Raw genomic sequence first — 16,542 nt, forward strand, 5'->3', positions numbered from 1 at the left:
GCGGGTATGAAGGGTGCATGACGATCGTCGTGACCACCCCGACCGGACATGTCGGCTCCCGCGTCGTCCAGGTGCTCGTGCAGGCCGGCGTCCGGCCACGTGTGCTCGTGCGGGACCCGTCCCGCCTGCCCGCCGACCTGCTCCCGCTGGTCGACGTGGCCCGGGGCGACCTGCGGGACGCTGATTTCGTGGCCGGTGCGGTCGAGGGCGCCGAGACGCTGCTCTGGGTCACCCCCGAGGCGTTCGACGTGCCCGACCCGCTGGCCGAGATGGTGGCGATGGGGGAGAACGCGGCGGGCGCCGTACGGGCGGCCGGCGTGCGCCGGGTGCTGCAGATCAGCAGCGTCGGCGCCGAACTGCGGCGCGGCGCCGGGCTGATCGACGGGCTCGCCCGCAACGAGGAGCAGCTCGCGTCGGCGGGGGCCGACCTGCTCACCCTGCGCTGCGGCTACTACTTCACCAACCTGTTCGGCCTGCTCGACGGGCTGCGCGAGGGCGTGCTGACGACCACCGCCCCACCGTCGCGCCGGATGCCGTGGGTCGACCCGCGCGACGTCGGCGAGGTGGCCGCCGCGCGCCTGCTGGCCGGGTGGTCGGGCTCGTCGGTCCAGGCCGTGCACGGGCCGGCCGACCTGAGCTGGGACGAGGCCGCCGAGATCCTGAGCGCGGTGCTGGGCACGCCGGTGTCGGCCGTCCGGATCACCGATGACCAGCTACGCGACGCCCTGATCGGCGCGGGGCTCAGCGAGGCGGCCGCGTCGGGCATCGCCGGCATGACCTCCGGCATCCCCGACGACTTCGTGCCCGAGCAGAGCCGGGACTTCCGCACCTCGACGCCGACGACCCTGCACTCCTGGGCCTGCGAAGCGCTGCGCGGGGTCACGGAGGCCTCTACAAAGGATTAAGCTACGTCGATGGTTGACGAGACGCGGGTGCATTCGGCGCGGCGCTACAACTACTGGCTGGGCGGCAAGGACAACTTCGCCGTCGATCGCGAGTCGGGTGACCAGATCGCGGCCGCCTTCCCCACGATCCGCACGACCGCGGTGGAGAATCGGGGCTTCCTGAGGCGCGCGGTCACGTTCCTGGCGGGCGAGGCCGGCATCCGGCAGTTCCTCGACATCGGCACCGGGCTGCCGACGGCGAACAACACCCATGAGGTCGCGCAGCGCATCGCTCCCGACGCGCGGGTGGTCTACGTCGACAACGACCCGATGGTGCTGTCCCACGCCCGGGCGCTGCTGACGAGCACGCCCGAGGGGCGCACGGCCTATCTCGAGGCCGACCTGCGTGACCCCGACAAGATCCTGGCCGACCCGGCGCTGCACGAGATCCTCGACCTCGGCCGGCCGGTCGCCCTCATGCTGATCGCGGTGCTGCACTTCGTCGAGGGCACCGACAACGCGAGACACATCGTGCGCACTCTGCTCGACGCCCTGCCCTCCGGCAGCTATCTGGTGCTCAGCAACGGCACCAGCGATTTCGCCGACGCCGAGACCCGCGCCCGGTTCGACGCGCTGGCCAAGCAGGGCCGCCTCGACGCCCACCCGCGGACGGCCGACGAGGTCCGGTCGTTCGCCGACGGCCTCGAGGTGGTCGAGCCGGGACTGACCGTGGTCAGCGAGTGGCGCGCCGGCGACGAGTCGCAGCCGCGTCCCACGCCGGCCGAGGTCGCGGTCTACGGCCTCGTCGCGCGCAAGCCCTAGGTGCATATCTGGTGGGCCACGCCGCAGCCCCGCGTGACCCACCAGATATGCCCTAGGCTCGCCGCGTGACCACACCTATGCGCGTGCCGCCGTCCGAGCCCGAGCGTGAGCGGGCGGCCGAGCTGCTGCAGAAAGCGTGCGGTGACGGCCGTTTGACCCTCGAGCAGTTCAGTGTGCGCGTCGGCGCGGTCTGGGCCGCCGAGTCGGCCGACGAGCTGGCCGAGGCCACAGCCGGGCTGAGCCAGACGCCGATCGTCGGCTCGGCCCGTACGGTCGACAAGGTCGTCACCATCTTCAGCGAGAGCAAGCGCCGCGGCCGGTGGCGGCTGCGCGAGGCCCGTCTCAAGCTGTTCACGCTGTTCGGCTCGACCGAGCTCGACCTGCGCGAGGTGCTCACCGATCAGGACGTCATCGAGATCGCCGGCTCCTGCACGTTCGGCGAGCTGAAGATCATCGTCCCCGAGGGTGTCGAGGTCGACGTCACCGGCACGGTCGTCTTCTCGTCACGCAACCTCCACCTGGCCGCGGTGCCCCGTCTGCCCGGCACCCCCGAGGTCCAAGTCCACATCACGACCTGGTTCAGCAACGTCGAGGTCGTCTCCCGCCCGTACGCGTTGCCCAAAAGCTAGCCGATCCCCACCCAGACCTCGTCGAGGAGGCCCTGGAACTGGTCGTTGTCGGCGTAGGAGCCCTTGCCACCGATGCTGAACGGCAGACCGTTGCTCACCGACAGGTCGGCCGGCAGCGTGGCCCGTCCCCGCACGACACCGTCGACCAGAATGCTCAGGCGGGCGCCCGAGCGGCGGCACTCCAGCCTGTGCCAGCGGTCGTCGGCGACCCCGGAGCTGCTGATCGCGGCGTGGATCGCCGTGCGGCGGTCGTCGACCAGGACGCAGCTCGGCCGGCCGGCGAGCCCGTCGATCTGCAGCTTGTACTGGCTGCCCCGCACCGAATAGCCCTTCTGCATGACGTTCTCGCCCTTGGTCGTCTGGTCGGCGGCCAGCCGCACCGAGGCGCCGTAGCGCAGCGGTCGCCGGCCCGGGTTGAGCTCGGTCGTGCTGCCCGCCCGCAGCGCGATCCGCGGGCACGGCTCGTCGCGACAGGGCGGCGGAAAGGCCAGCGCCTTCCCGCCCTTGTGCGCGACCAGCTTGAAGGCGCCGCCGTTTCGGCTCACCGGGCTGAGGTGATGGCCGTGCCCGGAGACGTCGGCCAGCGGCGCCGGTCCGTCGAAGGTGTAGCGAACCGCCTCCGCCGACGGCTTGGGCTTACCGGTCGGCCCGGCCGCGCCCGACGTGGGTTTACCCGCTGACCCGGCTGCGGCCGCGGTGGGCTTGCCGGTCGGCCCGGCCGCGGGCGGCGGCGCGGCGATCGCAGTGATGGCCGCGACGACGGCGTTGCCGCGTGGCGGAGCAGCCGCGGCCCGAGTGGCGCCGGCTGTGCTGTCGCGCGGCGGGGCAGCGGTCCGAGTCGCGTGGGCTGTGGAGTCGCGTGGCGGGGCGGCGGCGGCCGTCGTCGCGGCGCCGACGGTGAGCAGCAGCGTCAGGCAGATCGTGAGGCGTCGCACCGGATCACCCGAAGGACGCGAAGCGCCTCTGGGCCCGGCCCCCGATCGTGGTGAAATCACCACCGGCCGCCACCGCGCCCCGGTTCACCACGATCATGCGGGCGCCGACCACGCCGTTGGCCTGCGGCGCCCAGCCGGTGAGCGCACCCGTGCGGTCGGCCGCGGCCGACCGCACGGGCGACGCGGCGCTGGCGACGGCCGTCTGGCGGACATGCTGAAGGATTCGCACGCCGTGTCAACGCGCCACGCGCCCCGAGGATGCGCGCGTTCCGGACGCCCTCAGTCCGGGATGTTGCGCCGGCGCAGGCCCGCGACGCCGGCCGCGGTCAGCAGGGCGGCCACGATCGTCAGCGTCACCAGCGGGGTGGCCGGAGCTGGGCCACCGGGCAGGTGGGGCACGTGGGTGAACGGGGAGATGTCGAGGAACCATTGGTCGAGCCGCAGGGTCTGGCCGGCCAGCAGGATGAGCAGGCAGATCGCGGGCGGGGCCCAGGCCACGATCGACAACCGGGGCGCCAGGCCGAAGGTCAGGACAGCCAGGGCGGCCAGCACCCAGACCGCGGGCAACTGCACCACCGGGCCGGCGACGATGCCGCCGAGGCCGCCCTCGGGATAGGCCAAGCCGGTGGCCAGCCCCTCGACGGTGAGCACCACGGCCGGGCCGAGCAGCGAGAAGAACAGGTGGGAACCGGCCCACGCGTAGCGGGACACCGCCGTGCTCAGCACCGCCTCGGCGTGACCGCTCTGCTCCTCGTCCCGCAGCCGCAGCGTGGCCTGCACGGCGTAGCAGGCGGCGATCAGGCCGACGATGCCCGCCGTACCCGCGAAGTAGCTGTCGACCAGCGTGCTGGAACCACCCAGGCGGGCGAAGATGTCGCCCAGGCTCTGGTTGTCCGAGGCGATGTCGAGGACGCTGCCGCCCACCGCGCCGAAGATCAGCCCGAGCAGCGCGAACCCGATCGTCCAGCCCAGCAGCAGGCCGCGGTGCAACCGCCAGGCCAACGCGAACGGGCCGCGCAGGGACGCCCGGGCGGTGGCCGGGCCCAGCCGCGCGGGCAGCAGACCGGCGCCGAAGTCGCGCCGGGTGAGCAGAACCGCCGCCACGGCGGCCGTCCCGATGGTGAACAGGATCGCGAGCACCGCCGGCCACCAGTCGTTCCCCCCGTACGGGAAGAGGTGCTGGACCCACCCGACGGGGGACAGCCAGCTCAGCCAGGAGAGCGAACCGTCACCCAGGGCCGAGACGTCGCCGCCCACGCGGAGCACAAAGGACACCCCGAGGGCGAGGACGGCGATCGACCGGGCGCCACGCGCGCTGCTGGTCAGCTGGGCGGCGATCGCGCCCACGCCGGCGAACGCGCAGCCGGTCAACGCCATCTCGGCGCCGAAGGCCAGCGACCCCTCGGCCGGCAGGCCCTGCCCGAGCATCGCGGCGGTCAGCACGGCGCCCAGCGCCAGGCTGGCCAGGCAGGTGGTGATCAGCACGGCGGCCATCGGCGCGGCCCGGCTGATCACCGCGGCGCCGACCAGCTCGGTGCGGCCGGCCTCCTCGTCGGCGCGGGTGTGCCGGACGACCGTGAGCAGCGCACACAACGCCACCAGAACGGGCAGGAAGCCGGCCCGCCAGGCCACCAGCTCGCCGATCGACGAACCGTGCAGCGGCCCGTACAGCGTCACGAAGCCCGCGTTGGTCGCGCTGATCTGGGCGTAGCCGACGCGCTCGGCCTCGGTCGGGAACAGCCCCTCGAAGGAGGCCGCGTAACCGGCCGGAACCAGCCCCAGCAGCACCACCCACAGCGGCAGGACGACGCGGTCACGGCGCAGGATCAGCCGGATGAGCTTGCCGGTGCCGGTCATCGCTCGGCCTGGTACTGCCGCAGGAACAGCTCCTCGAGCGACGGCGGCTGGCTGACCAGGCTGCGCACACCGACCTGCACGAGCTTGCGCAGGGCCGGTTCGAGCGCGTCGGCGTCGACGTCGAAGCGGACCCGGTCGTGGTCGAGCTGGAAATCGTGCACGCCGATCAGCGTGGCCAGCCCGTCGGGTGGCCCGGCCAGCTCGGCCTGGATGGTGGTGCGGGTCAGGTGACGCATGTCGGTGAGCGTGCCGGTCTCGACCGTGCGGCCGTCCCGGATGATCGTCAGCCGGTCACACAGCGCCTCGACCTCGGCCAGAATGTGGCTGGAGAGCAGCACCGTACGGTCGCCGCGCCTCTTCTCCTCGAGGACGACCTCGCGGAAGACCTCCTCCATGAGCGGGTCGAGCCCGGAGGTCGGCTCGTCGAGGATGAGCAGCTCCACATCGGACGACAGAGCCGCGATCAGCGCGACCTTCTGGCGGTTGCCCTTGGAGTAGGTGCGGCCCTTCTTGCGCGGGTCGAGCTGGAACCGGTCGAGCAGCTCGGCCTTGCGCCGCAGGTCGAGCCCGCCGCGCAGCCGCCCGAGCAGGTCGATGACCTCGCCGCCGGTCAGGGTGGGCCAGAGCGTGACGTCGCCCGGCACGTAGGCCAGGCGGCGGTGCAGCGCGGTCGCCTCGCTCCACGGATCGCCGCCGAGCAGGCGGACCGTCCCGCCGTTGTGCCGCATCAGGCCGAGCAGGATGCGGATGGTCGTGGTCTTGCCGGCCCCGTTGGGACCGAGGAATCCGTGCACCTCGCCGGTGGCGACGTGCAGATCGAGCCCGTCGAGGGCGGTGACCTTGCCGAATCGTTTGACGATCCCCGTGGCGTCGATGGCCTCGGTCATGATGGGTCCTCTCCGGCAGCCAGCCGGTCGAGAGCGGCCTGCGCCCGCAGAGCCTGCTCCGGGGTGATGAGCGATTGGGAGAAGAGATCGAGCGATGCCCGGAGCATGCGCGCCCACGTGGCGGTCTCCGTGACGTCGCTGCCCAGCGCTCGGGACATCAGGTCACGCATGGTGAACAGCGACATCTTCATGACGGCGAGCACCGCGACGAACGCCTCGGGATCGGCCACCTTGAGATCGGTGGTGGCCAGCCAGCGGTGGCCGTACTCGAGCATGCGGTCGAACATGGCGGCGCCGGTCGGCGAGCCGTCCATCATGGACCGGATGAGGTAGCGCTGGAGCATCTGGACGCGCGGCGTCAGCCCGTCGAGCGTGTCGAACTCGGTGAACCGGCCGCCGGCCCTCGTCAGCTCCCCGAGCGCCCACTCGTCACAAGCGTCCCGCAGCCCCTCTTTGGAGCCGAAGTGGTGACGCAGCAGCCCCGACGAAACGTCAGCCAGCTGCGCGATGTCACGAATGGTGGCGCCGTCGATCCCACGCTCCGCGAAGAGCTCGATCGCGGCATCCCGGATCCGTGCGCGTGCGGTCAGATCACTACTCACTTGTGCAGATTACTACACACGTGTGTAGCTGGATGTGCCAACAATCAGTCAAGATCGATGTCGTGGCTGGGTGGGGGGTACGGACCGCTGCTCACGCCGAGGGCCGCGGCGAGGTGAGCTGGGCGCCGGCGCGCCCAGAACGCTCACCCCACCACGGCGACGTGCGTGAGTGGTCGGGCCGGAAATCTAAGACCGGTCGGGAAGAAGGCGTTCCTCGTGGTCGAGCTCGCGCTCCAGGATGCGGAGGCCTTCGTCGTTGAGGTTGCCGGCGTCGCGCCAGCGGAGCAGTTCCTCGCGCTGGGCCTCGATCGTCATGCGGCGCACCATCAGCGCGGCCTCGTACTGATGTGAGATCGGCACCTGGTCGGAATCGGACTTTTCGAGCAGGTCGAGCCGGCGGCGGTAACGCTCGAGGCGGACCTCCAGCTGCCGGCGCATGCCTTCGATGGCCACGTCCTCGACGTGATCGTGCTCCTCGGCCCGGATGTCGTCGAGCCGGTCGATCGCGGCCTGCACCGCCGCCGACCGGGCCTCGTTGCGTTCGCGGGCCTCGTCGGCCTTGTTGGCCCGCAGGCCCAGCCAGCGCACCAGGGGCGCGAAGGTCAGACCCTGGCCGAGCAGGGTCACCAGCACCACCACGAACGCGCAGAAGTGCAGCAGTCCCCGGTTGGGCACCGAGGCGGGCAGCGTGAAGATCGCCGCGAGGCTGATCACCCCTCGGGTGCCGGCCCAGCTGAGCGCGGTGACCTCCCGGCCGTTGAGCGCCTTCTCCATGTCGCGGTTGCGTTCCGCGGCCCCGGCCGAGTCGGCCTCGACCAGGTCCTCGCCGCCCAGCCGCAGGTGCAGCGACCGGGGCAGGAGCTGGGTGAGGATCAGCCAGAGCGGCCGCAGGAGCAGCGTGACGCCGACGGTCACAGCCACGGCGGTGACGATCGTCCCCGTCGAGTAGTTGCTCAGCTCGTCGACCACGATCGGCAGCTGCTGGCCGATCAGCAGGAAGACCAGGCCTTCGAGCAGGAAGTCGACCAGCCGCCAGACCGCGGTCGTCTGCAGCCGGCTGGCCGCGACGCTGTGCCGGGACGAGTCGTGACCGATGATCAGGCCGGCGATCACCACCGCGAGCACGCCCGAGACGTGCACCGACTCGGCGAACACGTAGGCCGCGAGCGGGGCGGCCAGCGAGATCGCGTTCGCGGTCAGCGGGTCCTTGCGCAGCGGGCGCATGAAGCGGATGACGTAGGCCACCACCACACCGGCGACCACACCGCCGATCGCCATCACGAAGAACTTGCCGGTCGCCGACGGGAAGGAGAAGCCGTCACCGTCGGCGGCCGCGATCGCCACGGTGAGGATGGTGAGCGCGGTCGCGTCGTTGAGCAGGCCCTCGCCCTGGATCAGCGTGATGAGTTTGCCGGGCAGCCCGGCGCGGCGGCCGACGGCCAGCGCGGCGACCGGGTCGGGCGGGGCCACGGCGGCGCCGAGCGCGATGCCGGCGGCGAGCGTGGCGCCGCCCACCCACAGGTTGATGCCGACGCCGATGAGCAGCGCCGTGGCCAGTACTAGCAGCACGGACAGGCTGATCACGGTGCGCAGGTGCCGGCGGATGTCGAGCAGCGAGGAGTCCAGCGCCGCGCTGTAGAGCAGCGGCGGGATCACGTACGTCATGATCAGCTCAGGTTCGAGCTCGACGTTCGGCCCGGGCAGGACCGCGTACGTGATGCCGGCGATGGTGAGCAGTGCGGCGGCCGGCAACCCGGTCCGCGCCGCGATCCACCGCATGGCGATGATCACCGCGACGGCGGCCAGGATGAAGAGCAGACTTTCCTCGACGTGCACAAAACCATCTTTCCCCGCCCAGCCCCACCGATGCGGCCGGGCGGGGAAAGCGGCTGTCAGTAGCGGTAGTGCTCGGGCTTGTACGGACCCTCGACGTCGATGCCGAGGTACTCCGCCTGCTTCTTGGTGAGCGTGGTCAGCCGGACACCCAGGGCGTCGAGGTGCAGCCGGGCCACCTTCTCATCCAAGTGTTTCGGGAGAACGAACACCTGCTTCTCGTACTCGCCGGGCTTGGTCCACAGCTCGATCTGGGCCATCACCTGGTTGGTGAAGGAGTTCGACATCACGAAGCTGGGGTGGCCGGTGGCGTTGCCCAGGTTCATCAGGCGACCCTCGGACAGCACGATCACCGCGTGGCCGTCCGGGAAGCGCCACTCGTGCACCTGCGGCTTGATCTCGACCTTTTCGATGCCCGGGACCTTGGCCAGGCCGGCCATGTCGATCTCGTCGTCGAAGTGGCCGACGTTGCCGACGATGGCGTTGTGCTTCATCGCCGACAGGTGCTCGACCGTGATGATGTCGGTGCCACCGGTGGTGGTGATGAAGATGTCCACCTCGCCGATGATGTCCTCGATGCGGGCCACCTGCATGCCGTCCATCGCGGCCTGCAGCGCGCAGATCGGGTCGACCTCGGTGACCACGACGCGGGCGCCCTGGCCGCGCAGCGTCTCGGCCGCGCCCTTGCCGACGTCGCCGTAGCCGCAGACGAGGGCCAGCTTGCCACCCAGCATCACGTCGGTCGCCCGGTTGAGACCGTCGACCAGCGAGTGCCGGATGCCGTACTTGTTGTCGAACTTGCTCTTGGTGACCGCGTCGTTGACGTTGATCGCCGGGAAGAGCAGAGCGTCTTCCTTGGCCAGCTTGTAGAGCCGGGCCACACCGGTGGTCGTCTCCTCGGTGACACCGCGGATGTCGGCCGCGATGCGGGTGAACCGCTGCGGGTCCTCCGCCAGGCTCGCCCGCAGCGTCTCGAGGATGATCCGGTACTCGTGGTTGTCGTCCTCGGTGGCCTGCGGCACAGCGCCGGCCGCCTCGAACTCGACACCCTTGTGCACGAGCAGGGTGGCGTCACCGCCGTCGTCGAGGATCATGTTGGGACCCTGGCCGTCGCCGAAGTCGAAGAGCCGCATGGTGGCCCACCAGTACTCCTCGAGCGACTCGCCCTTCCAGGCGAAGACCGGCACGCCGGCGGGCGCGTCGACCGTGCCCGTGGGGCCGACGACGGTGGCGGCGGCCGCCTCGTCCTGCGTCGAGAAGATGTTGCAGGACACCCAGCGCACCTCGGCGCCGAGCGCGACCAGCGTCTCGATCAGCACGGCGGTCTGGACGGTCATGTGCAGCGAGCCGGCGATGCGGGCGCCGCGCAGCGGCTGCGACTCACCGAACTCCTTGCGCAGCGACATCAGACCGGGCATCTCGTGCTCGGCCAGACGCAGCTGGTGCCGGCCGGCCTCGGCCAGCGAAAGGTCAGCAACCGCGAACTCGACCCCGTTGACGGTGGTCAGACGACTTTTGGCAAGATCTGTGCTCACGCGAGGGCTCCTCCCTCATCAGGAGGCGCCCTTGAGGTCAACAACCCGGGCCGAGCGTGGCGGAGACCGGCCTGCCGGTGTCCGTCGCAGCGCCTCTCGACGCGGGCAGGTCTAGTTTAACCGAGTGCCAGACTGCTTTCCCGCCTACGTCGTGAGGATCTTGCCCCGGCCATGAGGCTCCGCACTCAGCTCACCCTCATCGTGACCGTGCTCGTGGCCCTGGTGGTCGCGCTGGCCGGGCTGGTCATCGTCGTGCGCATCGACCACCGCGACCGCGACGACCTCGACCGCGTCCTGGCCGCGCGGGCCGGACAGGTGCGGGCCGCGGCGGTCAAGAACGGCTCGCTGCCGACCGACGGGACGTTCGCCATCCGGCTGCTCGCCGACGGCGAGATGCTCAAGCAGGTCGGCTCGTCGGCCGGCTTCCCGCTGCCGGTGAGCGACGGCTACTCGACGGTCAGCTCGGGCGACGACGAGTGGCGGTCGCTGGCCGAGACCCTGGTCTCCGGCGCCCAGCTGCAGGTTCTGGTCAGCCTGGACGACCTGGCCGAGCAGCACGACGATAACGTGCTGGTCGTGGATCTGCTGGTGCTGCTCGCGGCCCTCCTGAGCGCGGCCGGGGTCTGGTTCGCCACCGGGCTCGTGCTGCGACCGTTCCAGCGGTTGCTGACCGCCGCGCGCGAGCTCGACCCGGCCGACCCCGACCAGCGCCTGCCCGAGGTGACGAGCCCACGCGAGGTGGCCGAGCTGACCACCACGGTCAACGACCTGCTCGTCCGGGCCCGCTCCACCTCACCCTCGGCCGCCCCGCCCGATCACGCCGACGCCGGCGTGAATCGGATGCCGGCCGGTGTGACGGGCCCGACAGTCGAAATGCAAGCCGTGCAGGCGCAGCGACCGGCTTCCGATCCGGCGCCCGCCCGTGATGCGGCATCCGGCCCGGCGGAAGCGCCCGCCCCGATCGGAGCCCCGGCCCCGACGGCAGCGCCCGCCCCGACCGGAGCCCCGGCCCCGACGGGAGCGCCGGCCCCGACGGGAGCGCCGGCCCCGACCGGAACGCCGGCCCCGGTTGCCGCGCCCGACAACGAGCCGGCGCCTGCTCCGATTCCTGCTCCTGCGCCCGTCCTCGACCGGGCCGCCGAGCTGCGTCCCAGCCTGGCCGACCTGGGCGTTCAGCTGGATCAGCTGATGGACAACCCCGAGATGCCGGCCACCCAGCGCCACCTCCTGCTGGCCCAGATGGCCGACGAGCACCGCCACATGGTCGCCCTGCTGAACGGTGACGCGTGACCAGTCGCTTGATGGACTGACCACACATCAAAGCTCTTCCATAAGCCATCAGAAACCCCTCATCCTGAACCCGCCCGACGCGGGCCCGGGGTGGAGGTGTGGTCTCTCGTGAAGCATCCGTACCGGATCCGCGAGATCGCCGACCAGGCCGGGCTCAGCCTGGCCACCGTCGACCGCGTGCTGCATGAGCGCGGCGGCGTGCGGGCGAGCACCGTACGGGAAGTCCGGCTGGCCATGGCCGCGCTCGACCGGCAGCGGACCGGGCCGCCGCTGCCCGCGCCCCGGTTCACGATCGACCTGATCGTGGCCGACCCGGCCCGGGTGGGGGCCGCCCTCCGCGCCGAGCTGCCCGGCCTGCGTCCCGCGGTGATCCGCACCCGGCTGCACCCGGCCGCCGACCCGCTCGCCGCGCTGGCCCGGGTGGCCCGCTCCCGCTCGAACGGCCTGATCCTGGAGGCCGCCGACCCGCCGGAAGCCGAGCCGCAGGGAGCCGACCCGCCGGGAGCCGACCCGCCGGGAGCCGACCCGCCGGGAGCCGAGCCGCCGGGAGGCCGGCGATCAGAGACCCCGCTCGCGGCGCAGCTGGTGGAGGCCGTCGGGCACCTCGAGATCCCGGTCGTCACGCTCGGCGCCGACCTGCCCGCGAGCAAGCGGGTGGCGCACGTGGGTCTGGACGAGGCCGGGGCCGGCGCGACCGCGGCGTACCTGGTCGAGCAGTGGCTGGCCGATCGGGCCGGGGACGTGCTGGTGGTGGCCTCGGGCGCCGCCGGGCGCCGGGTCGCCGGCTTCCGGGCCGAGCTGAGCTCCCGCGCCCCGAACCGCCGGCTGCTCGTCACCGGCCCTGACCGGCTGCGGGCCGAACTGGCCGGCAGTCCCTCGGTGCGTGCCGTCTACACCCCCGTGAGCGGCGGCACCGAGGCCGTGCGGGCCGGCTTCGCCGCCGAGCGCCGCAACTATGACGTCTTCGTGGCCCACGGGCTCGACGAGCAGAGCGTCGCTCTGCTGCGCGCCGGACGCCTGTCAGCTGTGCTGCATCACGATCTGCGCTCCGACCTGCGCTCGGCCTGCCTGGCCGTGCTGCGGGCGCTCGGCGCCGTGCCGGGCCCGGTGTGCTCGACCTCGTCGGCCGTTCAGGTGCTCACCCCGATCCATCTGCCGCTGTTCTGAAATATCTTTCCGGGGTCGGTCCGGATCGGGTGCGGGCCGTTCGTCATCCCGATGACAGGCAGGCAGCACGATCGAGGGAGACAACGATGAAGTACATGATGTTCGTCTGCACCGACACCGAGCCCGAGACCGACGAGTCCCGGGTGCCCGACATCGACGTCTGGGTGGCCGAGAACGACGCCGCCGGGCGCCGGGTCGAGGGGAACGTGCTGGCCCCGCCCACGGCGGCGACCACCGTGCGGGTCCGCGGCGGCGAGGTGCTGCTGACCGACGGGCCGTTCACCGAGACCAAGGAGGTCATCGTGGGTTTCGACATCCTCGAGTGCGCCGATCTGGACGAGGCGATCGCCGTCGCGGCGGCCCACCCGATGGCCCACGGCGGCCGGGTCGAGCTCCGGCCCTACGCCGACCTCTGACCGGTCGGTCGTCGAGCGAGGAGACGCATGGAAGCCGTCGTCACCGCCCACCGGGAGAACTGGGGGCGCATCGTCGCCACCCTGATCCGGCTGACCGGCGACTGGACGCTGGCCGAGGACTGCGCGCAGGACGCCGTGGCCACCGCGCTCCAACGGTGGCCACGGGACGGCGTCCCCGACAATCCGGGCGGCTGGCTGGTGACGGTCGCCCGGAACCGGGCCCTCGACGTGCTGCGCCGGGCGGCCGTGGAGGAGCGCAAGCTGCGGGAGGTGGCCATGACCGGTCCGGCGCACGAGGACGAGGACGACCGGCTCCAGCTGATCTTCACCTGCTGCCATCCGGCTCTCGCGCTCGAGGCGAGGGTCGCGCTCACTCTGCGTACGGTGGCCGGGCTCTCGACCGGTGACATCGCCCGCGCCTTTCTGGTCAGCGAGGCCACGATGACCCGCCGGCTCACCCGGGCCAAGTCCAAGATCGCGGCGGCCCGGATCCCGTACCGGGTGCCCGAGGGCGAAGCGCTGGGTGAGCGGCTCTCGGGTGTGCTGGCGGTGCTCTATCTGCTGTTCAACCGCGGGTACGACGGCGAGCCGCTCCTCGCCGACGAGGCGATCCGGCTGGCCCGGCTCCTGGCGACGCTGATGCCCGCGGAGTCCGAGGTGTCGTCGCTGCTGGCGCTGTTCCTGCTGCAGCACTCGCGGCGGCACGCCCGGCGCGACGTGGCCGGGGAGCTGGTGCCGCTGGACCGGCAGGACCGCGCGGCCTGGGATCGGGCCGCCATCGCCGAGGCCCTGCGGATCCTGCTGCGTACGCCGGTCGAGGGCCCGTACGCCCTGCAGGCTCGCATCGCCGCCTGTCACGCCACCGCGGCGACGCCCGGTGACACCGATTGGCGTTCGATCGCGCTCTGGTACGACGAACTGGCCCGGGTGCAGCCGACCCCCGTGGTCAACCTGAATCGGGCGGTGGCGCACGGTTACGCCTTCGGCCCGGCGGACGGACTGGCGCTGCTGCGCGAGGTCCGCGAGATCCGGGACGACTACCCCATGGTCATCGCGGTCGAGGCCGACCTGACCGCCCGGGCCGGCGACCGGCGACGGGCCGCGACCCTGTTCCGCGAGGCCGCCGACGCGACCCCGGACGGGCCGGAGCGTCGGGCCCTGCTGACCCGGGCCGCGGAGATGTAGCCCCGTGCGGTCTCAGGCGGCCGCGAGGCGGTTCGAGGCGTCGAGCGCGCGGGTCGACCAGCGCACCGCGTCCATGTACTGCTTGGCCAGGTCGAACGCGCCCAGCTCGCCGCGTTCGTAGGCGTCCACCGCGAGCAGCACCTGCCCCAGCCGCCCGGTGTGGCTGGTGAGTGCGGCCGTGACCGCGGGCGCGAGCGGGAACTGCTCGGCCATCTCGGCCGGCGGGATGCCCAGCACCTTGGCCACACCGCTGATCACCCCGGTCATGAAGGCCGCGTCGGGGGCGGCGTTGAACCGCTGCGCGACGGTCTCGCAGAGCCGGGCCCGGGTCAGCACCCCGAGCATGTGCTCCTCGGTGGCGCCGCCGACGTCGTCCAGGACCATCAGCATCGCCCACTGGCGGATGTGCTTGAGCCCGACCATCACCACGGCCTGGCGCACCGACGAGACCCGGTTGGCGTGCCCGGCCGCGACGGAGTTGCTGGCCCGCAGGACGCGCAGGGACAGCGCCGGGTCGCTGCCGATGATCTCGACGATGCGGGGCATGTCGACGTCGGGAGCGCTCAGCGCGGTGACCAGCTCGAGGCGGCGCAGGCGGGAGGGCGAGAGGCTGGCCACGGTCAGCACCTGGGGGTGGCTCAGCACGTACCCCTGGCGCAGTTCCATGCCGTAGCGATCGGCCACCGCGAGCTGCTCGTCGGTCTCGAGCCGCTCGGCGACCAGCTGGACGTTCGGGAACTGCCGGACCGCCGCGACCACCTCGTCGAGGTCGCTCAGATCGCCGTCGAGAAGATCCAGTTTGACGTACGAGGCCAGGCCGAACAGCTGCTCGTGCCCGGAGCCCCAGACGAAGTCGTCGAGCGCGATGCGATAGCCGGCCTCGGCCAGACGGGTGATCCCGGCGACCACCTCGTCGTCCATCTCGACCGTCTCCAGCACCTCCAGCACCACCTGGGCCGGGCCGAAGGGCAGGGGCAGCTCGCCGGACAGGAACTCGCGGGTCAGGTTGATGAAGCAGAGGCGGTCACCGGCGACCTCGCGGATGCCGAACTCGGTGAACGTATTGATCATCACCGTGCTGGTGGCGTAGGTGTCCTGCCGCCCGGCCGCCACGGCGTCCATGCTCCCGCGGAAGAGCAACTCGTAAGCGACCACGTCGCCGTGCACATCGAAGATCGGCTGGCGACCGACGTGCACGAGCTTGGTGCCGTCCGCTGACTCCGATGATCTCACGCGCTGCCTATCGGCCGGGCCGATGGGAACTTGACGACTTGGCGCGGACGGAACCGCCGGTCAGCCACCACGGGCTCGAATAGGCCAGCCCGAAGTCGTTGCACGGGTGCCCCACCGGGCCCGGCGTCGGGTTCTCCAGGGTCGGGTCCGAGACGCGCAGCACGACCCAGTCGCCGTCGGCGATGTCGAGCGGCACGGTCACCTTGACCACCGGCCCGCCGGTCAGGTCGACCATGTCGACCACCTCGGGCGTGTCCCAGCCCGGCCGCAGCACCTGCAGGCAGAGCGGCCGGCCGGCCCAGCGCGGCCCCGGGTCGAGGTCGACCCGGAAGGTCACGTCCCCCCGGGTGATCGGCAGGCGGCCCCCCATCCGTACGCCGTCGGCCGTCGCGTCCAGGCGCAACTCGTCCACCCGGCCGGCGAAGAACCGGCGCGCCCGCATGGCGGCCAGCACCCCGGCCCGGGTGTTGTGCGAGAGCCAGAGACCCGTACGCCCCTTGTCCTCGTCGTGTCCCCAGTCGCTGCCGTGCTCGTCGGAGACCCCGGTGAGCCCGGTCCGCCAGCCCGCGTTGAGGCAGGCCACCAGCGGCGAGCGGTGCGTGGGCCAGCCCCCGAAGAGGTAGTCGTCGCCGCTGTTGAACATCTCGAGCGCGACCATGTGACCGGCCAGCCGCGGGTCGTACGCGAAGTCGCCGAACTGCTCGCGCTGGCGGCCGGGATGGTTGAAGGAGGCGATCCCCGAGGTGCCGGCCAGCCATTTGTAGAGCGCGGCGGTGTCGTCCGAGTCGGTCAGGTCGGTGAAGTCGTCGGTGCCCCAGATGTTGATGTGGCCGAGGTGCGAGTGCGACCACTCGAAGCCACGCATCGTCGTGTACTCGCCCGGCCGGTACGCGCTGTCGGCCAGCGCGCCCAGCTTGCGCCACTTGTGGCTCGTCAGCCCCATGAACGCCGAGTCGGTGGCGTGGTCGGTCAGCGCGGCCACGTCGATCCCGGCCTTGCGCATCGAGGCGAACGCCAGCTCGGGCTCGCCCATGCCGTCCGACAGCAGCGTGTGGTTGTGCAGGTCGGCGTACGCCAGGGTGGTGCCGTGGGTGACCCGCGACCGCCGCCGGGCGCCGGCGGGCGCGGCTCGGGCGTGGCCGGGGGTTCCGGCCAGCACGAGCAGGCCGCCGGCGCCGGTCAGCAGGGATCGGCGTCGGACTCGGTGCTGGTTCGCGCTCACCCGAGGAGCATGCCAAGGCCCCGGGTGACGGGCGGGTGAATCGCG

Annotated in this window: 16 protein-coding genes; 7 read left to right on the top strand and 9 right to left on the bottom strand. The window is 71.9% G+C overall.

The genetic code is table 11. The annotated features are described in order from the left end of the window. Positions 1-17: 17 nt before the first annotated feature. The 3 genes from HJC40_RS19020 to HJC40_RS19030 all read left to right on the top strand — a co-directional run bounded on the left by HJC40_RS19020 (position 18) and on the right by HJC40_RS19030 (position 2,335). Positions 18-905 (top strand): NAD(P)H-binding protein, encoded by an 888-nt coding sequence (locus HJC40_RS19020; protein ID WP_250002448.1) that lies wholly within the window; start codon positions 18-20, stop codon positions 903-905. A gap of 9 nt (positions 906-914) precedes the next feature. Further along, positions 915-1,706: an SAM-dependent methyltransferase gene (locus tag HJC40_RS19025; protein ID WP_250002449.1), complete on the top strand. Its 792-nt coding sequence runs from the start codon at positions 915-917 to the stop codon at positions 1,704-1,706. Positions 1,707-1,771: 65 nt separating this feature from the next. Beyond that, positions 1,772-2,335 carry a DUF1707 domain-containing protein gene (locus tag HJC40_RS19030; protein WP_250002450.1) on the top strand — a complete coding sequence of 188 codons (564 nt, stop codon included), beginning with the start codon at positions 1,772-1,774 and terminating at the stop codon, positions 2,333-2,335. On the opposite strand, the gene HJC40_RS19035 is transcribed toward HJC40_RS19030, so the two are convergent. The 7 genes from HJC40_RS19035 to ahcY all read right to left on the bottom strand — a co-directional run bounded on the left by HJC40_RS19035 (position 2,332) and on the right by ahcY (position 9,984). Continuing rightward, the gene (locus HJC40_RS19035) at positions 2,332-3,270 is read right to left on the bottom strand and encodes a LamG-like jellyroll fold domain-containing protein (protein WP_250002451.1); all 939 of its coding nucleotides are present in this window, start codon (positions 3,268-3,270) and stop codon (positions 2,332-2,334) included. The genes HJC40_RS19030 and HJC40_RS19035 overlap by 4 nt on opposite strands. 4 nt (positions 3,271-3,274) lie before the next feature. Next, on the bottom strand, positions 3,275-3,499 hold the full coding sequence (locus tag HJC40_RS19040; protein WP_250002452.1) for a hypothetical protein: 225 nt from the start codon (positions 3,497-3,499) through the stop codon (positions 3,275-3,277). A gap of 50 nt (positions 3,500-3,549) precedes the next feature. Then, positions 3,550-5,127 carry an ABC transporter permease gene (locus HJC40_RS19045; RefSeq protein ID WP_250002453.1) on the bottom strand — a complete coding sequence of 526 codons (1,578 nt, stop codon included), beginning with the start codon at positions 5,125-5,127 and terminating at the stop codon, positions 3,550-3,552. Then, positions 5,124-6,014, bottom strand: a complete 891-nt coding sequence (locus HJC40_RS19050; RefSeq protein WP_250002454.1) for an ABC transporter ATP-binding protein — start codon at positions 6,012-6,014, stop codon at positions 5,124-5,126. Before HJC40_RS19050 ends, HJC40_RS19045 begins: the two co-directional genes overlap by 4 nt. Then, positions 6,011-6,616, bottom strand: coding sequence for a helix-turn-helix domain-containing protein (locus HJC40_RS45335; RefSeq protein WP_308200915.1), 606 nt, complete (start codon positions 6,614-6,616; stop codon positions 6,011-6,013). The genes HJC40_RS19050 and HJC40_RS45335 overlap by 4 nt, the downstream gene beginning before the upstream one ends. A gap of 186 nt (positions 6,617-6,802) precedes the next feature. Then, entirely contained in the window at positions 6,803-8,452 is a 1,650-nt protein-coding gene (locus HJC40_RS19060; RefSeq protein WP_250002455.1) for a sodium:proton antiporter, read from the bottom strand. Between the two features lie 56 nt (positions 8,453-8,508). Next, positions 8,509-9,984, bottom strand: a complete 1,476-nt coding sequence (gene ahcY, locus HJC40_RS19065; protein ID WP_250002456.1) for an adenosylhomocysteinase — start codon at positions 9,982-9,984, stop codon at positions 8,509-8,511. 171 nt (positions 9,985-10,155) lie between these two features. Here ahcY and HJC40_RS19070 point away from each other — a divergent pair, with 171 nt between their 5' ends. The 4 genes from HJC40_RS19070 to HJC40_RS19085 all read left to right on the top strand — a co-directional run bounded on the left by HJC40_RS19070 (position 10,156) and on the right by HJC40_RS19085 (position 14,042). Continuing rightward, positions 10,156-11,274, top strand: a complete 1,119-nt coding sequence (locus HJC40_RS19070; protein WP_250002457.1) for a HAMP domain-containing protein — start codon at positions 10,156-10,158, stop codon at positions 11,272-11,274. Positions 11,275-11,382: 108 nt separating this feature from the next. Then, the gene (locus HJC40_RS19075) at positions 11,383-12,441 is read left to right on the top strand and encodes a LacI family DNA-binding transcriptional regulator (RefSeq protein WP_250002458.1); all 1,059 of its coding nucleotides are present in this window, start codon (positions 11,383-11,385) and stop codon (positions 12,439-12,441) included. Between the two features lie 86 nt (positions 12,442-12,527). Continuing rightward, positions 12,528-12,857 carry a YciI family protein gene (locus tag HJC40_RS19080; RefSeq protein ID WP_250002459.1) on the top strand — a complete coding sequence of 110 codons (330 nt, stop codon included), beginning with the start codon at positions 12,528-12,530 and terminating at the stop codon, positions 12,855-12,857. Positions 12,858-12,884: 27 nt separating this feature from the next. After that, the gene (locus HJC40_RS19085; RefSeq protein WP_250002460.1) at positions 12,885-14,042 is read left to right on the top strand and encodes an RNA polymerase sigma factor; all 1,158 of its coding nucleotides are present in this window, start codon (positions 12,885-12,887) and stop codon (positions 14,040-14,042) included. Between the two features lie 12 nt (positions 14,043-14,054). Here the strand turns inward: HJC40_RS19085 and HJC40_RS46165 are convergent, their stop codons facing one another. Further along, positions 14,055-15,275 (bottom strand): EAL and HDOD domain-containing protein, encoded by a 1,221-nt coding sequence (locus HJC40_RS46165; protein ID WP_250002461.1) that lies wholly within the window; start codon positions 15,273-15,275, stop codon positions 14,055-14,057. Between the two features lie 7 nt (positions 15,276-15,282). Continuing rightward, positions 15,283-16,497, bottom strand: coding sequence for a CehA/McbA family metallohydrolase (locus HJC40_RS19095; protein WP_250002462.1), 1,215 nt, complete (start codon positions 16,495-16,497; stop codon positions 15,283-15,285). Positions 16,498-16,542 lie beyond the last annotated feature (45 nt).

Source organism: Actinoplanes sp. M2I2 (assembly GCF_023544445.1).
Classification (GTDB): Bacteria; Actinomycetota; Actinomycetes; order Mycobacteriales; family Micromonosporaceae; genus Actinoplanes.

Coding starts and splice junctions, on each gene's coding strand:
- HJC40_RS19020 (WP_250002448.1), top strand. CDS start 18: ATGACGATCGTCGTGACCACCCCGACCGGACATGTCGGCTCCCGCGTC.
- HJC40_RS19085 (WP_250002460.1), top strand. CDS start 12,885: ATGGAAGCCGTCGTCACCGCCCACCGGGAGAACTGGGGGCGCATCGTC.
- HJC40_RS19025 (WP_250002449.1), top strand. CDS start 915: ATGGTTGACGAGACGCGGGTGCATTCGGCGCGGCGCTACAACTACTGG.
- HJC40_RS19045 (WP_250002453.1), bottom strand. CDS start 5,127: ATGACCGGCACCGGCAAGCTCATCCGGCTGATCCTGCGCCGTGACCGC.
- HJC40_RS19080 (WP_250002459.1), top strand. CDS start 12,528: ATGAAGTACATGATGTTCGTCTGCACCGACACCGAGCCCGAGACCGAC.
- HJC40_RS19050 (WP_250002454.1), bottom strand. CDS start 6,014: ATGACCGAGGCCATCGACGCCACGGGGATCGTCAAACGATTCGGCAAG.
- HJC40_RS19070 (WP_250002457.1), top strand. CDS start 10,156: ATGAGGCTCCGCACTCAGCTCACCCTCATCGTGACCGTGCTCGTGGCC.